General features: G+C 38.7%; 11 protein-coding genes, 1 pseudogene and 1 riboswitch. Of the genes and pseudogenes, 8 read left to right on the forward strand and 4 right to left on the reverse strand.

What is annotated here, in order from left to right; genetic code table 11:
• The first annotated feature begins 75 nt into the window (after nt 1-75).
• A riboswitch (cobalamin riboswitch) is annotated at nt 76-266 on the forward strand.
• 48 nt (nt 267-314) lie between these two features.
• Both FIU21_RS08630 and FIU21_RS08635 read left to right on the forward strand, forming a co-directional pair.
• Nucleotides 315-2,294 (forward strand): TonB-dependent receptor plug domain-containing protein, encoded by a 1,980-nt coding sequence (locus FIU21_RS08630; protein ID WP_004360200.1) that lies wholly within the window; start codon nt 315-317, stop codon nt 2,292-2,294.
• A gap of 99 nt (nt 2,295-2,393) precedes the next feature.
• Nucleotides 2,394-3,443: a YncE family protein gene (locus FIU21_RS08635; RefSeq protein ID WP_004360199.1), complete on the forward strand. Its 1,050-nt coding sequence runs from the start codon at nt 2,394-2,396 to the stop codon at nt 3,441-3,443.
• Nucleotides 3,444-4,178: 735 nt separating this feature from the next.
• Here the strand turns inward: FIU21_RS08635 and nhaD are convergent.
• Nucleotides 4,179-5,564, reverse strand: coding sequence for a sodium:proton antiporter NhaD (gene nhaD / locus FIU21_RS08640; RefSeq protein ID WP_004360198.1), 1,386 nt, complete (start codon nt 5,562-5,564; stop codon nt 4,179-4,181).
• A gap of 176 nt (nt 5,565-5,740) precedes the next feature.
• Here nhaD and FIU21_RS08645 point away from each other — a divergent pair, with 176 nt between their 5' ends.
• Nucleotides 5,741-6,136, forward strand: a complete 396-nt coding sequence (locus FIU21_RS08645) for a (deoxy)nucleoside triphosphate pyrophosphohydrolase (RefSeq protein WP_004360197.1) — start codon at nt 5,741-5,743, stop codon at nt 6,134-6,136.
• 79 nt (nt 6,137-6,215) lie between these two features.
• Nucleotides 6,216-8,237, forward strand: coding sequence for an NAD-dependent DNA ligase LigA (gene ligA, locus FIU21_RS08650; protein ID WP_004360196.1), 2,022 nt, complete (start codon nt 6,216-6,218; stop codon nt 8,235-8,237).
• A gap of 197 nt (nt 8,238-8,434) precedes the next feature.
• Here the strand turns inward: ligA and FIU21_RS08655 are convergent, their stop codons facing one another.
• Complete coding sequence (locus FIU21_RS08655; RefSeq protein ID WP_004360195.1) at nt 8,435-8,902, reverse strand: HU family DNA-binding protein; 468 nt, start codon at nt 8,900-8,902, stop codon at nt 8,435-8,437.
• 551 nt (nt 8,903-9,453) lie between these two features.
• Between FIU21_RS08655 and FIU21_RS08660 the strand changes: the two genes are divergently transcribed.
• A complete protein-coding gene (locus FIU21_RS08660) occupies nt 9,454-10,119 on the forward strand; it encodes a type II restriction-modification system restriction endonuclease (protein WP_004360194.1) in 666 nt (221 codons plus the stop codon).
• Nucleotides 10,106-11,779, forward strand: a complete 1,674-nt coding sequence (locus tag FIU21_RS08665; RefSeq protein ID WP_004360193.1) for an N-6 DNA methylase family protein — start codon at nt 10,106-10,108, stop codon at nt 11,777-11,779. The genes FIU21_RS08660 and FIU21_RS08665 overlap by 14 nt, the downstream gene beginning before the upstream one ends.
• Before the next feature lie 5 nt (nt 11,780-11,784).
• Here the strand turns inward: FIU21_RS08665 and FIU21_RS08670 are convergent.
• Nucleotides 11,785-12,027 (reverse strand): annotated as a pseudogene (locus FIU21_RS08670) (molybdenum ABC transporter ATP-binding protein); the annotation flags it as partial.
• A 249-nt stretch (nt 12,028-12,276) separates the two neighbouring features.
• Nucleotides 12,277-13,026, reverse strand: coding sequence for a nucleoside-specific channel-forming Tsx family protein (locus FIU21_RS08675; protein ID WP_036886217.1), 750 nt, complete (start codon nt 13,024-13,026; stop codon nt 12,277-12,279).
• 98 nt (nt 13,027-13,124) lie between these two features.
• On the opposite strand from FIU21_RS08675, the gene trmD reads away from it, so the two are divergent.
• Entirely contained in the window at nt 13,125-13,811 is a 687-nt protein-coding gene (trmD, locus tag FIU21_RS08680; RefSeq protein ID WP_004360191.1) for a tRNA (guanosine(37)-N1)-methyltransferase TrmD, read from the forward strand.
• 284 nt (nt 13,812-14,095) lie between these two features.
• A complete protein-coding gene (locus FIU21_RS08685) occupies nt 14,096-16,405 on the forward strand; it encodes a TonB-dependent siderophore receptor (protein ID WP_004360190.1) in 2,310 nt (769 codons plus the stop codon).
• The last annotated feature ends 888 nt before the right edge of the window (nt 16,406-17,293 follow it).

Below are 17,293 nucleotides of genomic sequence, written 5' to 3' on the forward strand. Positions count from 1 at the left end.
CATTTCAACAGGTGATAAGCATTATGCTGTAAGTAGAAAAGTACACCTTTATTTGCCTATCTCTCGCCTTTGTCGTATCTTTGCATATGCAATAGGTTCATTACTATCATGATTAAAAAGGGAAAGCGGTGTAATTCCGCTACTGTCCCGCAGCTGTAAGTTGTCTCTCATTGGTAAGCTGATACCACTGGTGAATATAAAACCGGGAAGGTGCTTACCTACATTGGATAACAAGTCAGAAGACCTGCCATTGCAAGTCATTGCATCCCTCGAGGAAGGGCACTGCATAGAACCATTTGATTACAGAATGAGATATGAGGCAATTGGCTTCTTTCTTACTTTTATTGTGCCCACTCGGTGCGATAGCACAGACTATTGAATCAGACACAACACAAACCATAGAAGAGGTTGTGGTCAATGGCTTTCGCATTTCTGGAAATGTATTGGCAAGTTCGCCAGTACAGACACTTTCACATGCTGATATGGAACGACTTGGCATCCACGATATGGGCGATGCCTTGAAACGCTTTGCAGGTGTACAAGTGAAAGACTATGGTGGTGTAGGCGGTATGAAGACGGTTAACATCCGTGGACTTGGAGCTGGTCATACGGGAGTCGTTTATGATGGTGTTCAGGTGGATGACTGTCAAAGCGGACAAGTAGACCTATCTCGCTTTACCCTCGATAATATCTCACTCATCAGTCTTCAAATTGGTCAAGACGACAATATTTATCAGAGTGCAAAGTCATATGCTTCTGCGGGAATGATTAATATTAATACACTGCAAGGCTATACAGACCGTAATAGCGAATCAACAAGAAAGAAGACAGAACTTTCCACAACCATCCGTACAGGTAGTTACGGTCTTTTCTCACCTTCCCTACTCTTCCACCAGCAGTTTTCACGGCTTGGCATTGGGGCATACGGAAGCTATGAAAGGGCTGATGGCGTTTACGCTTTCAAGTTGAAAAATGGTGTCAAGACTATCAATGAACGACGTAACAATAGTGACATTGAGACTTGGAGAGGAGAAATTAACCTTGATTATCAGTTCAATGATAAGCAAATACTGAAGTGGAAGACATACGGTTTCACCTCTCATCGAGGCTTACCGGGTGCAGTCATCTACGATAACACCTACTCTGCTGAACGATTAGTAGACAAAAATGTCTTTACACAACTATTCTATGAGAACCAATTTAGCCAGCATATCAAGTTGAAAGCAGCTGCTAAATGGAATTATTCATGGTCACGCTACTCAGATGTGCCTGCCAGTGGCTATAAAGAAGATATCTACCGACAGCAGGAAGCATACCTTACAGCTACTTTATGGACTGAACCATTGCAGGGGCTTCACCTCTCTTTGGCACAAGACTATGCACATAATCATCTCTCAATGTCGCTTTCACAGGCTGCAAACCCTACACGTAACTCCCTATGGACAGCATTGGCAGCAAACTATCGCATAGGTCAATTCACATTCAATACATCACTTCTTGCAACGAATATAACGGAACAAGTAAGATTTGGTAATGCCTCTGACGGCTTCCATCGTCTTTCGCCAGCCTTCAGTTTACAATGGAGAGCCTTACAAGACCTTCGTTTCCGCTTTGGATATAAGGATATCTTCCGCACGCCAACACTCAATGAACTTTACTATACAGGCATTGGCAATCGTCGATTAAACCCAGAGAAGTCACGTCTATGGAATCTTGGTGCAACCTATTCTCACACCTTCAATCACACCCTTCAGCTTTCGTTGACGGCAGATGGATACTTCGGTAATATCACAGATAAGATTATTGCAGTACCAAAGATGTTCTACTGGCAAATGATGAATGCTGGTAAGGTGCGACAATTAGGGCTGGACATCTCCGCTAATGCCGAGAAACGATGGGACAAAGACTGGACCCTCAGTGTGACAGGAAGCTATAGCATGCTCAATGCAACCGATAGAACTAATCCAACCGATATTTACTATGGACACCAGATAGCTTATACTCCACGCCATTCGGGTTCAATCAGTTCGCTGCTACATACCCCATGGCTGGACTTAAGCTATAATCTACTGTTAATGGGTGAACGTTATTCATTGGGATATAATATTCCTAATAACCGTATGGCAGCCTTTACTGACCATAGTATCACGATTTCAAAGAATATAAACTTCCTCAAACAGGAACTGCATCTACAGTTTGACTTACGCAACCTTGGTAATAAAAACTATGAGGTTGTACGCTTTTATCCTATGCCAGGAACAAACTGGCGACTCTCAGTAAGTTGGAAACTCTGAGGAAAAAGTGGCAAAAAAGCAAAAGAGGAATGTGCAAAAATAATAAGAAAGAGAACAAAACAAGATAACAATAAATTATAAACAAAACAACAAGAAAAAATGAAAAAGAATCTTCTTACACTTGGTGTTATTCTTATGTCAGCGCTTACATTTACGGCTTGTAGTGATGACAACGACTTTACTTACACACAGCCAGCAGTATCTAACACAGATGTATATGTTGCTTGTGCTGGTAACTGGAATCAAAACGATGGTACAGTGGGTATTCTCGACTATAACAGCGAGTCACGCCCAACTGCACCATACATCTACAGTGATGCTTATAGAACTCAGAATGGTAACGGAATCGGTGACGCACAAGACTTGATAGTCTTTGGCACTAAGCTTGTCGTTACTTGTACAACATCTTCAAAGGTTGAAGTTTTGGATCGAATGGGTAAGAAAGAACAAACAATTAAGTTGCACAATGCCAGCCCACGCTATTTGGCAACAGATGGTAATTATGTTTACTTCTCTGCTTACAATGGCAAGGTATACAAGATGAATCCTAACAACACACAGAAGGCATTGGTTGACTCTGTAGAAGTAGGCGATCACCCAGAGGCACTTTCTGTTACTAATGGTAAACTTTATGCAAACATCTCAGGTTATGGTAATGGGAATACTGTAGCTGTTGTTGACTGTAACTCATTTAAGAAGACAAAGACACTTACCGTAGGTAAAAATCCTTACAACCAGAGTATTGCTGTTGGTAGTGATATTTACTTTGTATCAATGTTCAACAATGATGATGCGCTTGTACAGAAGATTAATGCTAAAAACGATGAGGTTAAAAAGCTCTTCAAGGCAAGTTCAATTGCATACAGTGCTAAGAAGAACGCACTCGTATGCCTATATGCTACCTACTATGATACGAACAAGCGTTTCTTTATCTATGATCTCGCAACTGGAAAGGAAACCGACCTTGATATGACAGGCCTCAAGAATCCTTCACAGGTTAATGTTGACCGTTATGGTAATATCTATGTTATAGATACCCCAAGCTATACAGCACCAAGTGAAGTATTCTATTACTCTCCAGAGGGCAAACTCATTCAGGGAAAAATTGTAGTTGGATATAGCGCACAGAACGTTCGCTTTGCCAACTAAGATAAACTATACAGCCTGACTTTATGACTTAAGTAAAGCATCAAAATCATCATAAAGTTTTATACAAAACACAGACACTATAAGGTCAAGGCTGTATAAAATTCGCTATAAACGATAAATAGGAGGTGCATGACTTGTGCATCTCCTATAATTTTATCGTAGTAAAACACGATAATAGCTCTTCCCACCTTACAAATAACAGATTGATTTCAAAGCTATAAACCATCCTAATAATTGGTGTTAAGCCTGCGCACAATATGTGCTAAGCCTCCACACAATGATAAAGAAAGGGAAGAAAGCTTAATGATAGATTTCTTTTCATATAGAGAAATAAGCATAATGATAAGGCATGCTTTCAATGTAAAAGATAACCCTTAACACTATTCACCAAAGACAATTCTGTATTTGTAATATTATATCCTCTTTCATTCCGTTTCTCTGCTTTCTTATAACAAAGCAATTTCTACAAAATAAGTTTTCCTGTCATTCCTATCATCTAATTTAACCATGCAACCTACTGATTTACATCACATTTACACAAAGTGTTAAAAGTGACAGCAAAACAAAAATAAAACTACTTTGTTGTATTTTCGTAAGATGGAAAAGATTCTACTTCTTACTTTACCTCTCATTTCCTAAAGAATAGAATAAGCCCTCACCTATCCACATGATAATATTCAGATTGGACAGATGAGGGCTTATGCTACTAAAATATAGTATTTTAAGAGTTAGTGATTAAAGCGGAGTGGTAAAAATATATGTACGCATAATCCAGTATGAAAGGATACCAGCAATATAACCTAAGAAAGCAATCCACGTAATACGCTTCATATACCAACCGAAGGTAATCTTCTCAAGACCCATAACAACAACACCTGCTGCAGAACCAACGATGAGCATTGAACCGCCGACACCAGCACAATAAGCAAGCAACTGCCAGAAGATACCATCCACTGCCATATCTGGCTCTATTCCGATAGGATACATACCCATACTACCAGCTACGAGTGGGACGTTGTCAACAATAGCTGAAAGTACACCGATAATACCGGTCACAGCATAATGATTGCCATTGAAGGTTGTGTTCAGACCACTACCTAACTCCTTCAACACACCTACTTCCTCCAAACAAGCCACAGCCATCAAGATACCAAGGAAGAAAAGGATAGTAGACATATCAATACGACTCAACAAACTACTTACACGTTTAGAGAACTGAATCTCATCACCTCTTTTCTTATGAAGATTACGATAGAATACTTCTGTCACAGTCCATAAAATACCCAATACGAGCAAAATACCAGCAAAAGGAGGTAAATCAGTAAAGAAGTGGAACAAAGGAACAGAGCAAAGACCGCCTACACCGATTGCAAAGACAACCTTACGCTGGAATCCATTAAACTCCAAGACTTCGCGATCACCCGACATATCACTTGACATATCATCATACTGGATATTACCTTTCAAAAGCATCTGAAGCAAGAATGCTGGTATCAACATTGAAACTAATGAAGGAATAAATATCTCACTGAGTACACCACCTGCAGTTATCATACCTGCATTCCACAACATAATCGTAGTTACGTCACCAATTGGAGAGAAAGCTCCACCTGAATTAGCAGCAATAATAACTAACGAAGCGTAAATCATTCGGTCGTGCTTATCCTGTACAAGCTTACGCAAAATCATAACCATCACAATACTTGTCGTTAGGTTATCAAGGATAGCAGAAAGGAAGAAAGTCATAAAGGCAATCTTCCACAACAGACTACGCTTTGTCTTAGACTGCATTACATTCTTTACCCAGTTGAAACCACCGTTCTGATCAACGATTTCCACAATCGTCATAGCTCCCATAAGGAAGAAGAGTGTGGTAGCTGTATCGCCTAAATGCTCCGTTATCAAAGTATTTACAAACGACACAACCTTATCACCTGTTCCCATAAAGTCTGGGTGCATCAGCTGTACAAACGGTGCTGGATCAAACATGTAAAGTGTCCAGCAGAAAACAAACATCAATAAGGCAACTGCTGCCTTGTTAACCTTAGTAAGGCTCTCCATTGCAATGAGCGCATAGCCCAGCACGAAGACTACAATAATCGCAATTGTTAGTGTAGACATAAATGATTATAATTTCTAATATTTTATTAGTGTACAAAGATACGCAAAAGATATGAGTTGCCTATAAAGAATTGAAATTAATTCTAAGAAAGATAGACTTATTTGGCAAATTGTAGTATATTTGCAAATAAAGCAAGAAGTAAGAGGTCGAAAATAACCGAACGATAGATAAAATTATGGAAAAGAAACATCTCAACGTTGTCTGCGCTGTTATTCATGACGGAGATAAGATTCTATGTACACAGCGATTGCGTAAAGGTCCTAATTACATTGCTGAACATTGGGAGTTTCCTGGTGGTAAAGTCAATGAAGGAGAAAGTGATCATGAGGCTTTGCGTCGTGAAATACTTGAGGAAATGGACTGGGACATCTATGTCGGAGCAAAACTTGGGAGCGTTGAATATGACTATCCAGACTTTTCAATCTGCCTTACTGCCTATGACTGTATGGCACATGACAATGATTTCAAGTTGCTTGCACATATTGATTCCTGCTGGTTGAAACCAGAAGAGTTCTCAAGACTCGATTGGGCTGAGGCTGATGCGGCACTCATCAAACAGCTTTGGAAATAAACTCAACCACCTTTTCACAACCAACTTCTACTTATACTCATTTAGTACGATTTACCATCGTCTATCAACAAACAAAACAATGAACAAAGAGATACAATCACTTGTCAATCAACTTAATGCTGCATCCGACGCTTATTACAATGGTCGTGACGAACTTATGACAGACTATGAATGGGATGCAGCCTTTGATAAGCTAAAAAAGTTAGAAGAAGAAACAGGTATTATACTCCCCGATTCTCCAACACAAAATGTATCTGCCGATAATGTTGCCGGTAAAAAAGAAGTACATGAGTTCCCTGCACTATCCTTGGCAAAAACTAAGAAGGTAGAAGACCTTGCTAAATGGGCAGAGAATAGACCTATATGGCTCTCATGGAAGTTGGATGGATTGACACTTGTTGTTACATACGATAATGGTAAACTGACAAAGGTTGTCACACGTGGAAATGGTCATATTGGCACCAATATTACTCATCTTTCTACGGCTATTGATGGTATCTTGCAAACCATTCCCTATAAGGGACATCTTGTTATTCGTGGTGAAGCTGTCATCAGTTATCCTGACTTTGAACAGTTTAACATGGAAGCAGAGGAAGAATATGCCAACCCTCGCAACCTCGCATCAGGCTCACTCACACTGAAAGACATCAATGAAGTAAAAGCTCGCCACTTGCGTTGGATTCCCTTTACACTTGTTTATGCGGAGGAGGAGATAAACTCTTGGGGAGGACGTATGGAATGGCTTGAACACCAAGGTTTCAGAGTTGTCGACAGAGAACTCATCGAACAGCCTACTATTGCCAACATAAAGGCAGTCATACATCATTGGACAGAAAGGGTAACAGGCGCAAGTACATCACCTTTCCCCTACCCCGTTGATGGTTTAGTCATCACTTACGACGATACCGTCTACGCTGCAACAGGTTCTGTCACAGGCCATCATGCCACACGTGCAGGCTATGCCTTCAAATGGCAAGACGAGAGTGCTGAAACAGAATTAAACTATATAGAATGGTCATGTGCTGCTTCAACTATCTCTCCAGTAGCTGTTTTTCGTCCTGTAGACTTAGAAGGAACAACCGTTAAGCGTGCTTCCCTTTGTAATATCTCCGAATGTGAACGATTAGGGATTGGTGATAAAGGAACAAAGATAGCTGTTATAAAGGCAAATAAGATTATTCCGAAGGTTATTAACGTTATTGAAAGCGTTGGTACTTTCCATATTCCTGAGACTTGCCCAGTATGCCATTCTGCAACAGAAGTTAGCGAAAGCGAGGTTAGCGGAACACGCACACTACACTGTACCAATACACATTGTCCAGCTAAACAGCTGAAGAAGTTTGGTAGATTTGTATCAAAAGAAGGTGTAAACATTGACGGACTCTCTGAACAAACCGTGCAGAAATTTATTAACCTTGGCTGGGTTCGTGAATATGCTGACCTTTTCCATCTTACAGAACATGCCACAGAACTGCGTACAATGGAAGGTTTCGGAAATAAGAGTGTCACTAAATTATTGGCTGCTATTGAAAAGGCTCGTAATGTTGAAGCACGTCGTCTGCTCTTTGCTTTAAACATTCCCCTTGTTGGACAAGATGTTTGTAATCGTCTTTTATCAGCATATCCATTGGAGGAACTTATTAAAACGGCTACAGGAAGTGCTGCAGAAGATGTCTTCTCAACCATTGCTGGTATTGGACCTGAGAAGAGTGCAAGTTTTGTACGCTGGATAAAAGATACTGATAATCAGTCTATGCTACAGCATCTGTTAGTTGAGCTAAACGTTAGTCAACTTTCATCAGCACCAACTGGTAATAGTTGCCAGGGATTAACCTTCGTCGTTACAGGTGATGTTCATCATTATAAGAATCGTAACGAACTGAAAGCGTACATAGAAAGTCAAGGTGGTAAGGTAACTGGTTCTGTTTCTAAATCAACGAATTATCTCATCAACAATGATGTAGAAAGCTCTTCTGGAAAGAATCAGAAAGCAAAGGAACTCTCTATTCCGATTATCTCAGAAGATGAATTCATAGCTCGCTTTACACAAGTTACAGCACCAGAAACACCTTCACAACCAACAGAAGGAAGTCTATTCTAAGATATAGATTCTATAAACAAATAAAGAGGGTGTATCAAAATGCAAATGACCATTTCTATACTCGGTTTTGAGTAAAGAAATGGTCTTTTCTTTAACTTTAGAAGAATCTTACATATAGATTGAAAATGTCAAGTTAATGATTTGTGTTTTGACACATCCCCTATGTAAAGATTAGAAAGTCACAATCGTTCGTCCGCTTATGGCTCTGCAATCTCTGGTCCTGATTGAGAGTGATTCTTAGCTGGCTTCTTAGTTTCTTTGTCAGGTGCAGCAACACGCTCGTAGCTCACTCCAGTAAGTGTAAAATACTTCTTTGAGGGAGTGAGATGTACCACAGGTTTCGTGATATGAACCTTTGGGTTGAACTCTGCTTTTCCCTTCTCAACCAATTTACTCTGGAAAGAAGGTGTAAGTGTCCCGATGTCTCCGAAGTCTACAATGTCTCCGTTCTCAACGTGTTTTTTTGCTATCTCGGCTGCAAGTCTGAGAACAGCCTCAACTTCTGCACCTGTGAACGTTGTGGCGTATGCTACTTCATCACAGAAACTACGATGATCAACTCTCTTTCGTCCTGTAGGATGTGCCTGCACAACGATTTTCCCTTTCAAATTTCCAACTGTTCCTTTACGCTCCTTTAGCGTATAGGCAATAGGTCTGTTCGCCATAGTAATTAGTGTTGCCCCCGATTGTTAAGCCTTTGGAGGCTGGGGCTTTATCCTCCTCAACTTGTTCGTAGATTTATATCACAAAGGTAAGAAATTTCTTGACTATCTCCAAGAAAGGCACATACTTTTTTTGACACTTATCAACCCTTTTTCGCAAAAGGGTTCACCTAAATGAGTAAAACCATCTACCTATTATCAAAAAACCGTCTACCTTTTATCAGAAAACCGTCTACCTTTTATCAGAAAACCGTCTACCTTTTTCACCGAAAAGGTAGACCCTTTTTGAAGAAACTGGCAAACCTTTCTGTAAAGATACAATACAATTAACAGGTGTATGGGAGTCGTCTACTTTTATCAAACCTTCTTTCTCTATGCCAATCATAAATATAGTAAATAGCCTATGTTCTTAAAAAAATAGGTGATGTAAGAGGATATATCATAAAAATCTCATAACTTTGTACTGAATGATACTTAATCTAAGTATCATACCAAATTTAGATAAAATAAATTTTGCTTGATAATGCATATAAAAGGTAAATAACATACTGTATATGAAAAAATTAGACATAGAATCTCTTATTATTTCCGCTAAAGAATTTTGTAAAATTGAAAGCGAAATAGAACGTAAAGAATTATTTGGAGTAACCGATGGAAAAGCTATCGGTACTTTTGTAGAACATGCTTTCCAGAAATATCTTCTTGAGAGGTTTGATATGACGATAGGCTCGTCTGCAACAGGTCTTGACTTACCCTCCGTAGACTGTGATATAAAAGTAACATCAATTAAACAACCACAATCGAGTTGTCCTTATAGAGATAGTAAACAAAAGATTTATGGTTTGGGGTATAACCTTATAGTCTTCGTTTATAAAAAGCATGATAATCATCAAGCGAAAACAGGTAGTTTAGATTTCGTTTCGTGCTTTTTTATTGATAAATCAAGAACTGCTGATTTCCAGACAACCAGAGGTATTAATGATATTATTGATAGAGAAGGTAATCAAGATGATTTATTCGCTTTTTTAATAGAGAGGCATATTCCTGCAGATGAAGTAACATTGATGAGCATTGCTTCTGAACTTTTAGAAAATCCTCCACAGATAGGCTATCTGACAATTTCAAACGCTCTTCAATGGCGACTCCAGTATAGGAGAATCGTAGACTTAACAAAGCCAGTTGAGGGTATAAAATCTATTGTAAAATATGAATCTGAATGAGTATCTTAACACGCTGAAGGGGAAAAGTCTTGTTGAAGCTAATAAAGTTACTGAAGAATTATGTGGGATTATTGACTTCTTTGAATCAGAAGAGTATATTGTTGCAGAAAGCCTTATTCAAGAAAATAAAGTTGAGTATGGAGATTGGCAAACAAATTTTGAATTAGCATGTAGAGTATGCCTTCTCATCAAGGAGCAAGGCATTACTCCTGATATTATTATTGAACCAACATGTGGTACTGGCACTTTCATCCTTGCTTCTATTATAGTATTTGGAGATTCTGCCAAAAAAATTTATGGAATAGAAATATATAAGCCTTATTTGATTCATTCAAAATTTAGGCTTTTGGAATATGCTCTTAAAAACCCAGGTGTAATTACAAGCAAGATTCATCTTTTTCATCAAAGTATTTTTGGTTTTAATTTCGATGACTTACATATATCTCAGAAAAAAAATATCCTTATTATCGGTAATCCCCCATGGGTTACTAATAGCAAGTTGAGTGAGATTAATAGCAAGAATCTCCCTCAGAAATCTAATTTTAAGAAAATTAATGGAATCGAAGCTATTACAGGAAAAGCAAATTTTGATATTGCAGAATATATCTCGTATCAACTGTTAGATTATTTTCATAATCAAAATTCCTGTTTAGCTCTCTTGATAAAAAAATCAGTTGCAAAAAATATTGTATATGAGCAAAAGAAGGAGCGTTACAAAATTAAAAATATGACCTTATATAGCTTTAATGCGAAGAAAGAGTTTGATGTATCTGTCGCTGCATGTTTATTCATAGCAAAATTGGGCCAAGGCCGATCAAAGCAATGTAAGTGTATGGATTTATATAGTCTTGGACAGCCATGTTATTTTGGTTGGACGAAAGATTGTTTTGTTGCAGATATTTCTGATTATCAACATTATGCAAGCATAGATGGTAAATGTCAACTTACGTGGTGGTCGGGTATGAAGCATGATTGCTCAAAAGTAATGGAACTCTCTAAAAAAGAGGGCAAATTCTATAATAAGATGGGAGAAGTAGTAGATATTGAGCCCGACTTAATTTATCCAATACTAAAAAGTTCCGATTTAAAGGGAAATGAAATTAATTGTTTTAGGAGGTATATTATAGTTACGCAGAGGTGCACATCAGATAATACAGACATTATAAAAGACAACCAACCAAAGACTTATGAATATTTAGAAACTCATTCTGAATGGTTCAAAAAGCGTGGTAGCATCATATATAAAAATAGACCGAAATATTGTATTTTTGGAATAGGTCCGTACTCTTTCAAGAAATATAAGATTGCTATTGCTGGTTTGTATAATACAACTTTGTTTTCATTTGTTCAACCACTTGAAGGAAAGAATGTAATGCTTGATGATACGTGTTATCTTATGGGGTTTGACAATAGAGATGTTGCGAAATGTTTCTTAAAAATCTTGAATAGTGATATCGTTCAAAGATTCATGAAATCACTTGTTTTTCATGATGCCAAAAGAAGTATAAACAAAGACTTGTTGATGAGAATTGATTTAGAGAAAGCAGCCAAACTACTTTTTAACAAAAGCATTTTATCAAAGAAAGAATATGAATTATCTTCTAATTATCTGGCTACTTTTAGAAGAAGAAGTTCTAATAGGCAACTCGAACTATTTTGATATTGTTAATACTTGGGAATTTGCCTTTCACTTCGTCTACCGATTTTCAATTCTACCTTTTGATTGGTGCGCCTATATAAGTAGCCTCTTAGGCTTGTTCTGTCGGGTGCGTAATATTCTGTCCATTGTCCGTACAGATTGACAAGGTATTTCTTCAGCACGTTAAAGAAGTCAAAGTGATAGCTTTGTTGGAAAACGGCAGTGCAGAATTAGGTGTTAGAGTTCACAGCTTCACATAGTCCTTTTTTCGAGCAAAGCTTTCAACTACTTGTCTTCAGAGTTCATAAAAATAAAACAGGGGGTGTGTCAAAACACAAATAATTAACTTGATAACCTTCAATCTATAAGTAGGATTATTCTAAAGGAAAAGAAAAGACCATTCTTTTACTCAAAACCGAGTATAGAAATGGTCTTTTTATAGGATTATTTCTCACTGTAAGATTATCAAAATGATATTTGCATTTTGCCACATCTTCTGTTATATATAAATAAAGCTTTTAGAATGTCCACTTAGCTGCCACTGTAGGGATAGCGTAGAAACGATTATTCTGACCTTTGTCATTCCAAACGAAGTTATTGCTAATCTCAACCTCAGTACCCAGAGAGAGGTTTACATCTTTCATTCCCTTTAGCGTATTGAGATTAAACCAGAACTGAGGCTCAGAGAGAAGAATCATTTTACCATTAACATTTGGATCATACCAAAGATCACAGAACCCAGAGAATGTACAAAGACCCTTAGCAAAGGTTGTACCCCACACCTCTGTCAGCTGAAAACCATTGAAAGGATGTGCACCAGTGTGAGCATTCTTAAACTGATACTTATACATCAACTGAAGGCTAAACGTTTTTGAAAAGTCTTTTGAAGCCCAGTTCCATGCTCCACCAAGAAGAACAGCATGCTGATAACGGTTACCATAATAGCTATCCATTGTTTTACCAGAACCTAAACCACCGTCATACTCAACGTGTGCAGCCCACTGCTTATTCTTCGTAAGATTAAACTCACGCGAAATCTCCCAATAAGCACCCATCACACCATCGCTCTTGTAGTCAATATCAGTAAACATAAAAGTAGAACCCCAAGTGTCAGGCTTAAACATCTCGACGGTTGTTGTTACCGTCGTACGTGAACTAAGGTTCTTGTAAAGACTATGACCTAAGTCATAATGTAACTGAACGTTTTGTGCGTTTGCACAACAAAAAGCTGCTATCATACAGATAGCGAGGGAAAAGAATCTTTTCATAACTGTTCTTAGTTTATATATTAGAAACTGCAGCAAAGTTACAAAAAAATCCTAAACTATCAACGTAATAGCAAAAGATTAGTTAACTTTGTACCTATATGAGAATAGATATCATCACCGTATTACCAGAGATGCTGGAAGGATTCGTACACGAGAGCATCCTTGCCAGAGCAGAAAAGAAAGGATTGGCAGAGATCCGTCTGCACAATCTTCGTGACTACACTAAGGATAAATGGCGCCGTGTTGACGACTATCCTTTTGGTGGACAAGCTGGTATGGTCATGCAGATTGAGCCTATAGACCGTTGTATCGCTGCTTTGAAGGAAGAGCGGGAGTACGACGAAGTTATCTTTACATCACCTGATGGCGAACAATTCAATCAGAAGATAGCTAACGACCTCTCATTGGGAGGCAATTTCATTATTCTTGCAGGACATTATAAAGGTGTTGACCAACGTGTACGCGACCATCTTATTACACGTGAAATCTCTGTTGGTGACTTTGTTTTAACAGGTGGCGAACTACCAGCTGCCATCATTGCTGATGCTGTTGTACGACTGGTTCCAGGTGTTATCAGTGACGAACAGAGTGCACTCTCGGACTGTTTTATGGATGATATGCTCTCAGCACCTATCTACACTCGCCCTCGTAGTTATAATGGTTGGGATGTTCCTGAGATTCTACTCAGTGGAAACGAGGCTAAGATTAGACAATGGGAGTTTGATCAAGCAATGGAACGTACTAAACGCCTACGGCCTGACCTATTGAAAGAAAAAAACTACTAAGCGCTGTAATTAAATAAAACAATAATAACTAAGGCGCAGTTTTAAGATATACAAAAGAAGTTGCAGTAATAGATAGGTACGCAATCCATACTCCTATCCTCTATTGCAACTTCTTTTTTCGATACGCTACTATTACTTTAAGAAAGAGCAATTTAGGGTCAGTCCTAAAACCCAGTTGCAAGCCTATCCCGCAATTTACCCATTGTTAGGTATTGTAGCATTCTAATTTTATCTATACTTTTGCATTCAAATATTATATTTTCAGGATTTAAACATTTATCAACATGGGTAAAAGATTACACTCTTATATTTTATTGACAGGCACCTTATTATATTCAGCAGTTCTGCCAATAAATGCACAAGGGAACACTATGGGTAAAGTCCCAACAGACAGCCTTACACAAGACACATTGTTCTCAACACCTTATCTGCACGACCAAGTGTTGCAGACGGTAGAAGTAATTGGACGTAACGAACGTTCCTATAAGAATACCAACTCTTTCATCGGTACAAAGACAGAGACACCTTTGAAAGACATCCCACAATCTATCGGTTACGTAACAAAGGAGTTAGTGCGCGACCAAGGTGCAACCACAGTTAATGAGGTTGTAAAGAATATCAGTGGAGTAAACCAATATACCTTCTATAATGACTTCTCTATCCGTGGTTTCCGTACTACCGGTAACCGTAATTCTGGTAACCTTGTCAATGGTATGCGAGCACAGACAAGTCTTTGGAAACAGCAGTCATTGGCAAATATCGAGCGTGTTGAAGTTATCAAAGGTCCTGCTTCTGCCCTCTTCGGCAATGCTGCACCGGGTGGTGTTATTAATCGTGTAACTAAGAAGCCACTACCTTATCAGCGCAATACAGTATCAACAACCGTTGGTAGCTTCAACACACTGAACACCTACGGAGATTTTACTGGACCATTAGACCAAAAACACACCCTGCTCTATCGTCTTAATATCGGTTACGAACATACAGATTCTTACCGTGACCTACAGGAAAATACAAACTATATCGTTGCACCATCTTTCTCGTTTCTCCCAACACAAAGAACTCGTTTTAACGTCGACATCGTTTATCAGCGCACCGATGGCAAGGTTGACCGTGGTCAGCCTATCTTTGGAGATGGCGACCTCAATTCAGTACCAATTAGTCGTTCGCTCTCTGCAACAAATGACTATCTAAAGGAGAACCTCGTGAATATTACGCTTGGTGTAACTCATAAGTTCACGGATAACCTCTCTTTCAATGCTACCTATCTGAACTCTTCCTATGATGAAGACCTCCGTGAGCACAATCAGGCTAATGCGTATGTGAAGTTAGCCGATGGAACACAAAGTCCGTCACGCATTCTTATGCAGTGCCTTATACGCCAGCGTCACTTCCGCAACAATAGTTTCAACACCTATTTTAACTATAACGTAAGCACGGGTTCAGTCCATCATCGTATCCTCTTGGGCTATGACTATTTCCAGATGGCACAGCAAGCAGGCTCATCAGCAATGACTGCAGGAGGCTATTTGCTAAAAGACGGTACGACAACAACAGCTTTCAAGCCTGCAAACATTGCTAAATACGTACTCGACAAGGATGGTAATCCACGAACGAATGTGCCTTACTATGACTTGACAAGTAATAATAACAACATTGAGCGTGACTATTCGAAGTATATCTTTGTCTCAACAGCACTCTCTCCTTACCTGCAGTATTCTCATGGTATCTACCTTCAAGAGCAGATGGAAGTAGGACCAGTGAAGCTTCTCTTGGGTATTCGTCAGGAGATATTCACCGATGTACTAAATTATAAGACTAATAAGGAAAGCCGAACTACTCAACATGCGCTCATTCCACGTCTTGGTGCTGTCGTTGCTATCAACAAGAATCTGAATGTGTATGGTACATGGGTAAAAGGCTTTGAACCACAGAGTGCATCCGTACAGGGTAACCCTAACACAGGTGGACCATTCGACCCAGAATACAGCCAGTTGTTGGAGGCGGGCTTGAAAGGTGAATGGTTTGACAAACGACTTAGTACTACCCTTTCTTTCTTCCATCTTCAGAAACGCAATACACTCTATAATGCCAACGATGCAAATAATCCAGAGCTGCTGGAACAAGTGGGAGAAGAAACCTCAAAGGGTATTGAATTAGATGTAGCAGGTTTCATTCTTCCTAATTGGAGTATCGTTGCTAACTATGCCTACACCCATGCTGCTATCACAAAGACTGCAACCAACTCAGAGAAAGACTTTGGAATGCAGCGTCCTAACACACCACGTAACTCTTTCAACATTTGGTCGAAGTATATCATTCAGACAGGTGTGCTACGCAACTTTGGTTTCGGTCTGGGTTTCAATACAGTAACAAAGCGTTATGGACAAGTTGGAAGACGCGAGAATACCATAGTCTATCCTGGCTATGGACTCCTCAATGCAGCACTGTACTATCGACTTCGTAACTTGCAGGTTCAGCTAAATCTCGACAACGCAATGAACAAAGTTTATTGGGTGGGAGGTTACGACAAACTCCGTTCCTTCCCAGGTGCTCCACGTAACATAAAAACTACAGTGACTTACAAGTTCTAAAGAGCTAAAAAGCAGCCTAAATAAAAAGCCTTCATCCATCTACAGAGCTATAGCTTTTGTAAAAGGATGAGGGCTTTTTCTATAAGTAACACATGTTCATTAATAAATAGGCTAAATCCCACTTACCTTAGAAGCCATTTATTACACATCGGTATCATAGTTTTTTATTTTCAAGTTGCTGTCATTTTAACATTTAAAGAGAACTTACTGTGTAACAGCTCATTATCTCTTCACAAAAAATGACAGCAGTGACAGCAAAATTGATTTCAGGAAGAAATAGGTAAACAACCCAATATCACAATACAAAGTAGCTGAAGTGCATTGAAACAATGAAAGCCAAGAAAAACTTTATTCGTATAATCACGATTTCGAATAGCTTGAACCAGCGAGCAAATATAAATAACAATAAGAGGTATTGAAATAAACCAACTTCCAACAGCAAATATCATAATCCAAAAGTAACATTCGCCTGCATCATCACCTGCAAACGAAGCAAGTAACATTAAGAACAAAAAGGCAGTAACCAAAGCAAACGACAGCACACGTAGGGATATCCAAAAGAAGGAGATCCAGTTTTTTTTGTAAAGTGTATCTATTCTTACCGTTTCCCCACGCTTCGCACCATTATTCCAATGACTCACTAATAGTGATACACCAAGAGCAAGAATACAAATTAGTATAATGATAGTAAATGTAAACATAAATAATTTATTGTAGCAAAAACCTACGTATAAATATCATGAAAGATTTCTTGCAAAGATATCCTTTTATTCTCACATATACAAGTGAAGCATCTATAAACAAATGACTTCAACAACATATAAGGCTGTTTTATGAAATATATCTTGTTACTCGTCACACATGGTGTTGAGCATTAAACTCCTTACG

Source organism: Prevotella melaninogenica, from assembly GCF_013267595.1.
GTDB lineage: Bacteria > Bacteroidota > Bacteroidia > Bacteroidales > Bacteroidaceae > Prevotella > Prevotella melaninogenica_D.

Coding starts and splice junctions, on each gene's coding strand:
- FIU21_RS08645 (WP_004360197.1), top strand. CDS start 5,741: ATGGAAAAGAAACATCTCAACGTTGTCTGCGCTGTTATTCATGACGGA.
- FIU21_RS08660 (WP_004360194.1), top strand. CDS start 9,454: ATGAAAAAATTAGACATAGAATCTCTTATTATTTCCGCTAAAGAATTT.
- nhaD (WP_004360198.1), bottom strand. CDS start 5,564: ATGTCTACACTAACAATTGCGATTATTGTAGTCTTCGTGCTGGGCTAT.
- FIU21_RS08630 (WP_004360200.1), top strand. CDS start 315: ATGAGGCAATTGGCTTCTTTCTTACTTTTATTGTGCCCACTCGGTGCG.
- FIU21_RS08635 (WP_004360199.1), top strand. CDS start 2,394: ATGAAAAAGAATCTTCTTACACTTGGTGTTATTCTTATGTCAGCGCTT.
- FIU21_RS08675 (WP_036886217.1), bottom strand. CDS start 13,026: ATGAAAAGATTCTTTTCCCTCGCTATCTGTATGATAGCAGCTTTTTGT.
- FIU21_RS08655 (WP_004360195.1), bottom strand. CDS start 8,902: ATGGCGAACAGACCTATTGCCTATACGCTAAAGGAGCGTAAAGGAACA.
- ligA (WP_004360196.1), top strand. CDS start 6,216: ATGAACAAAGAGATACAATCACTTGTCAATCAACTTAATGCTGCATCC.
- FIU21_RS08685 (WP_004360190.1), top strand. CDS start 14,096: ATGGGTAAAAGATTACACTCTTATATTTTATTGACAGGCACCTTATTA.
- FIU21_RS08665 (WP_004360193.1), top strand. CDS start 10,106: ATGAATCTGAATGAGTATCTTAACACGCTGAAGGGGAAAAGTCTTGTT.
- trmD (WP_004360191.1), top strand. CDS start 13,125: ATGAGAATAGATATCATCACCGTATTACCAGAGATGCTGGAAGGATTC.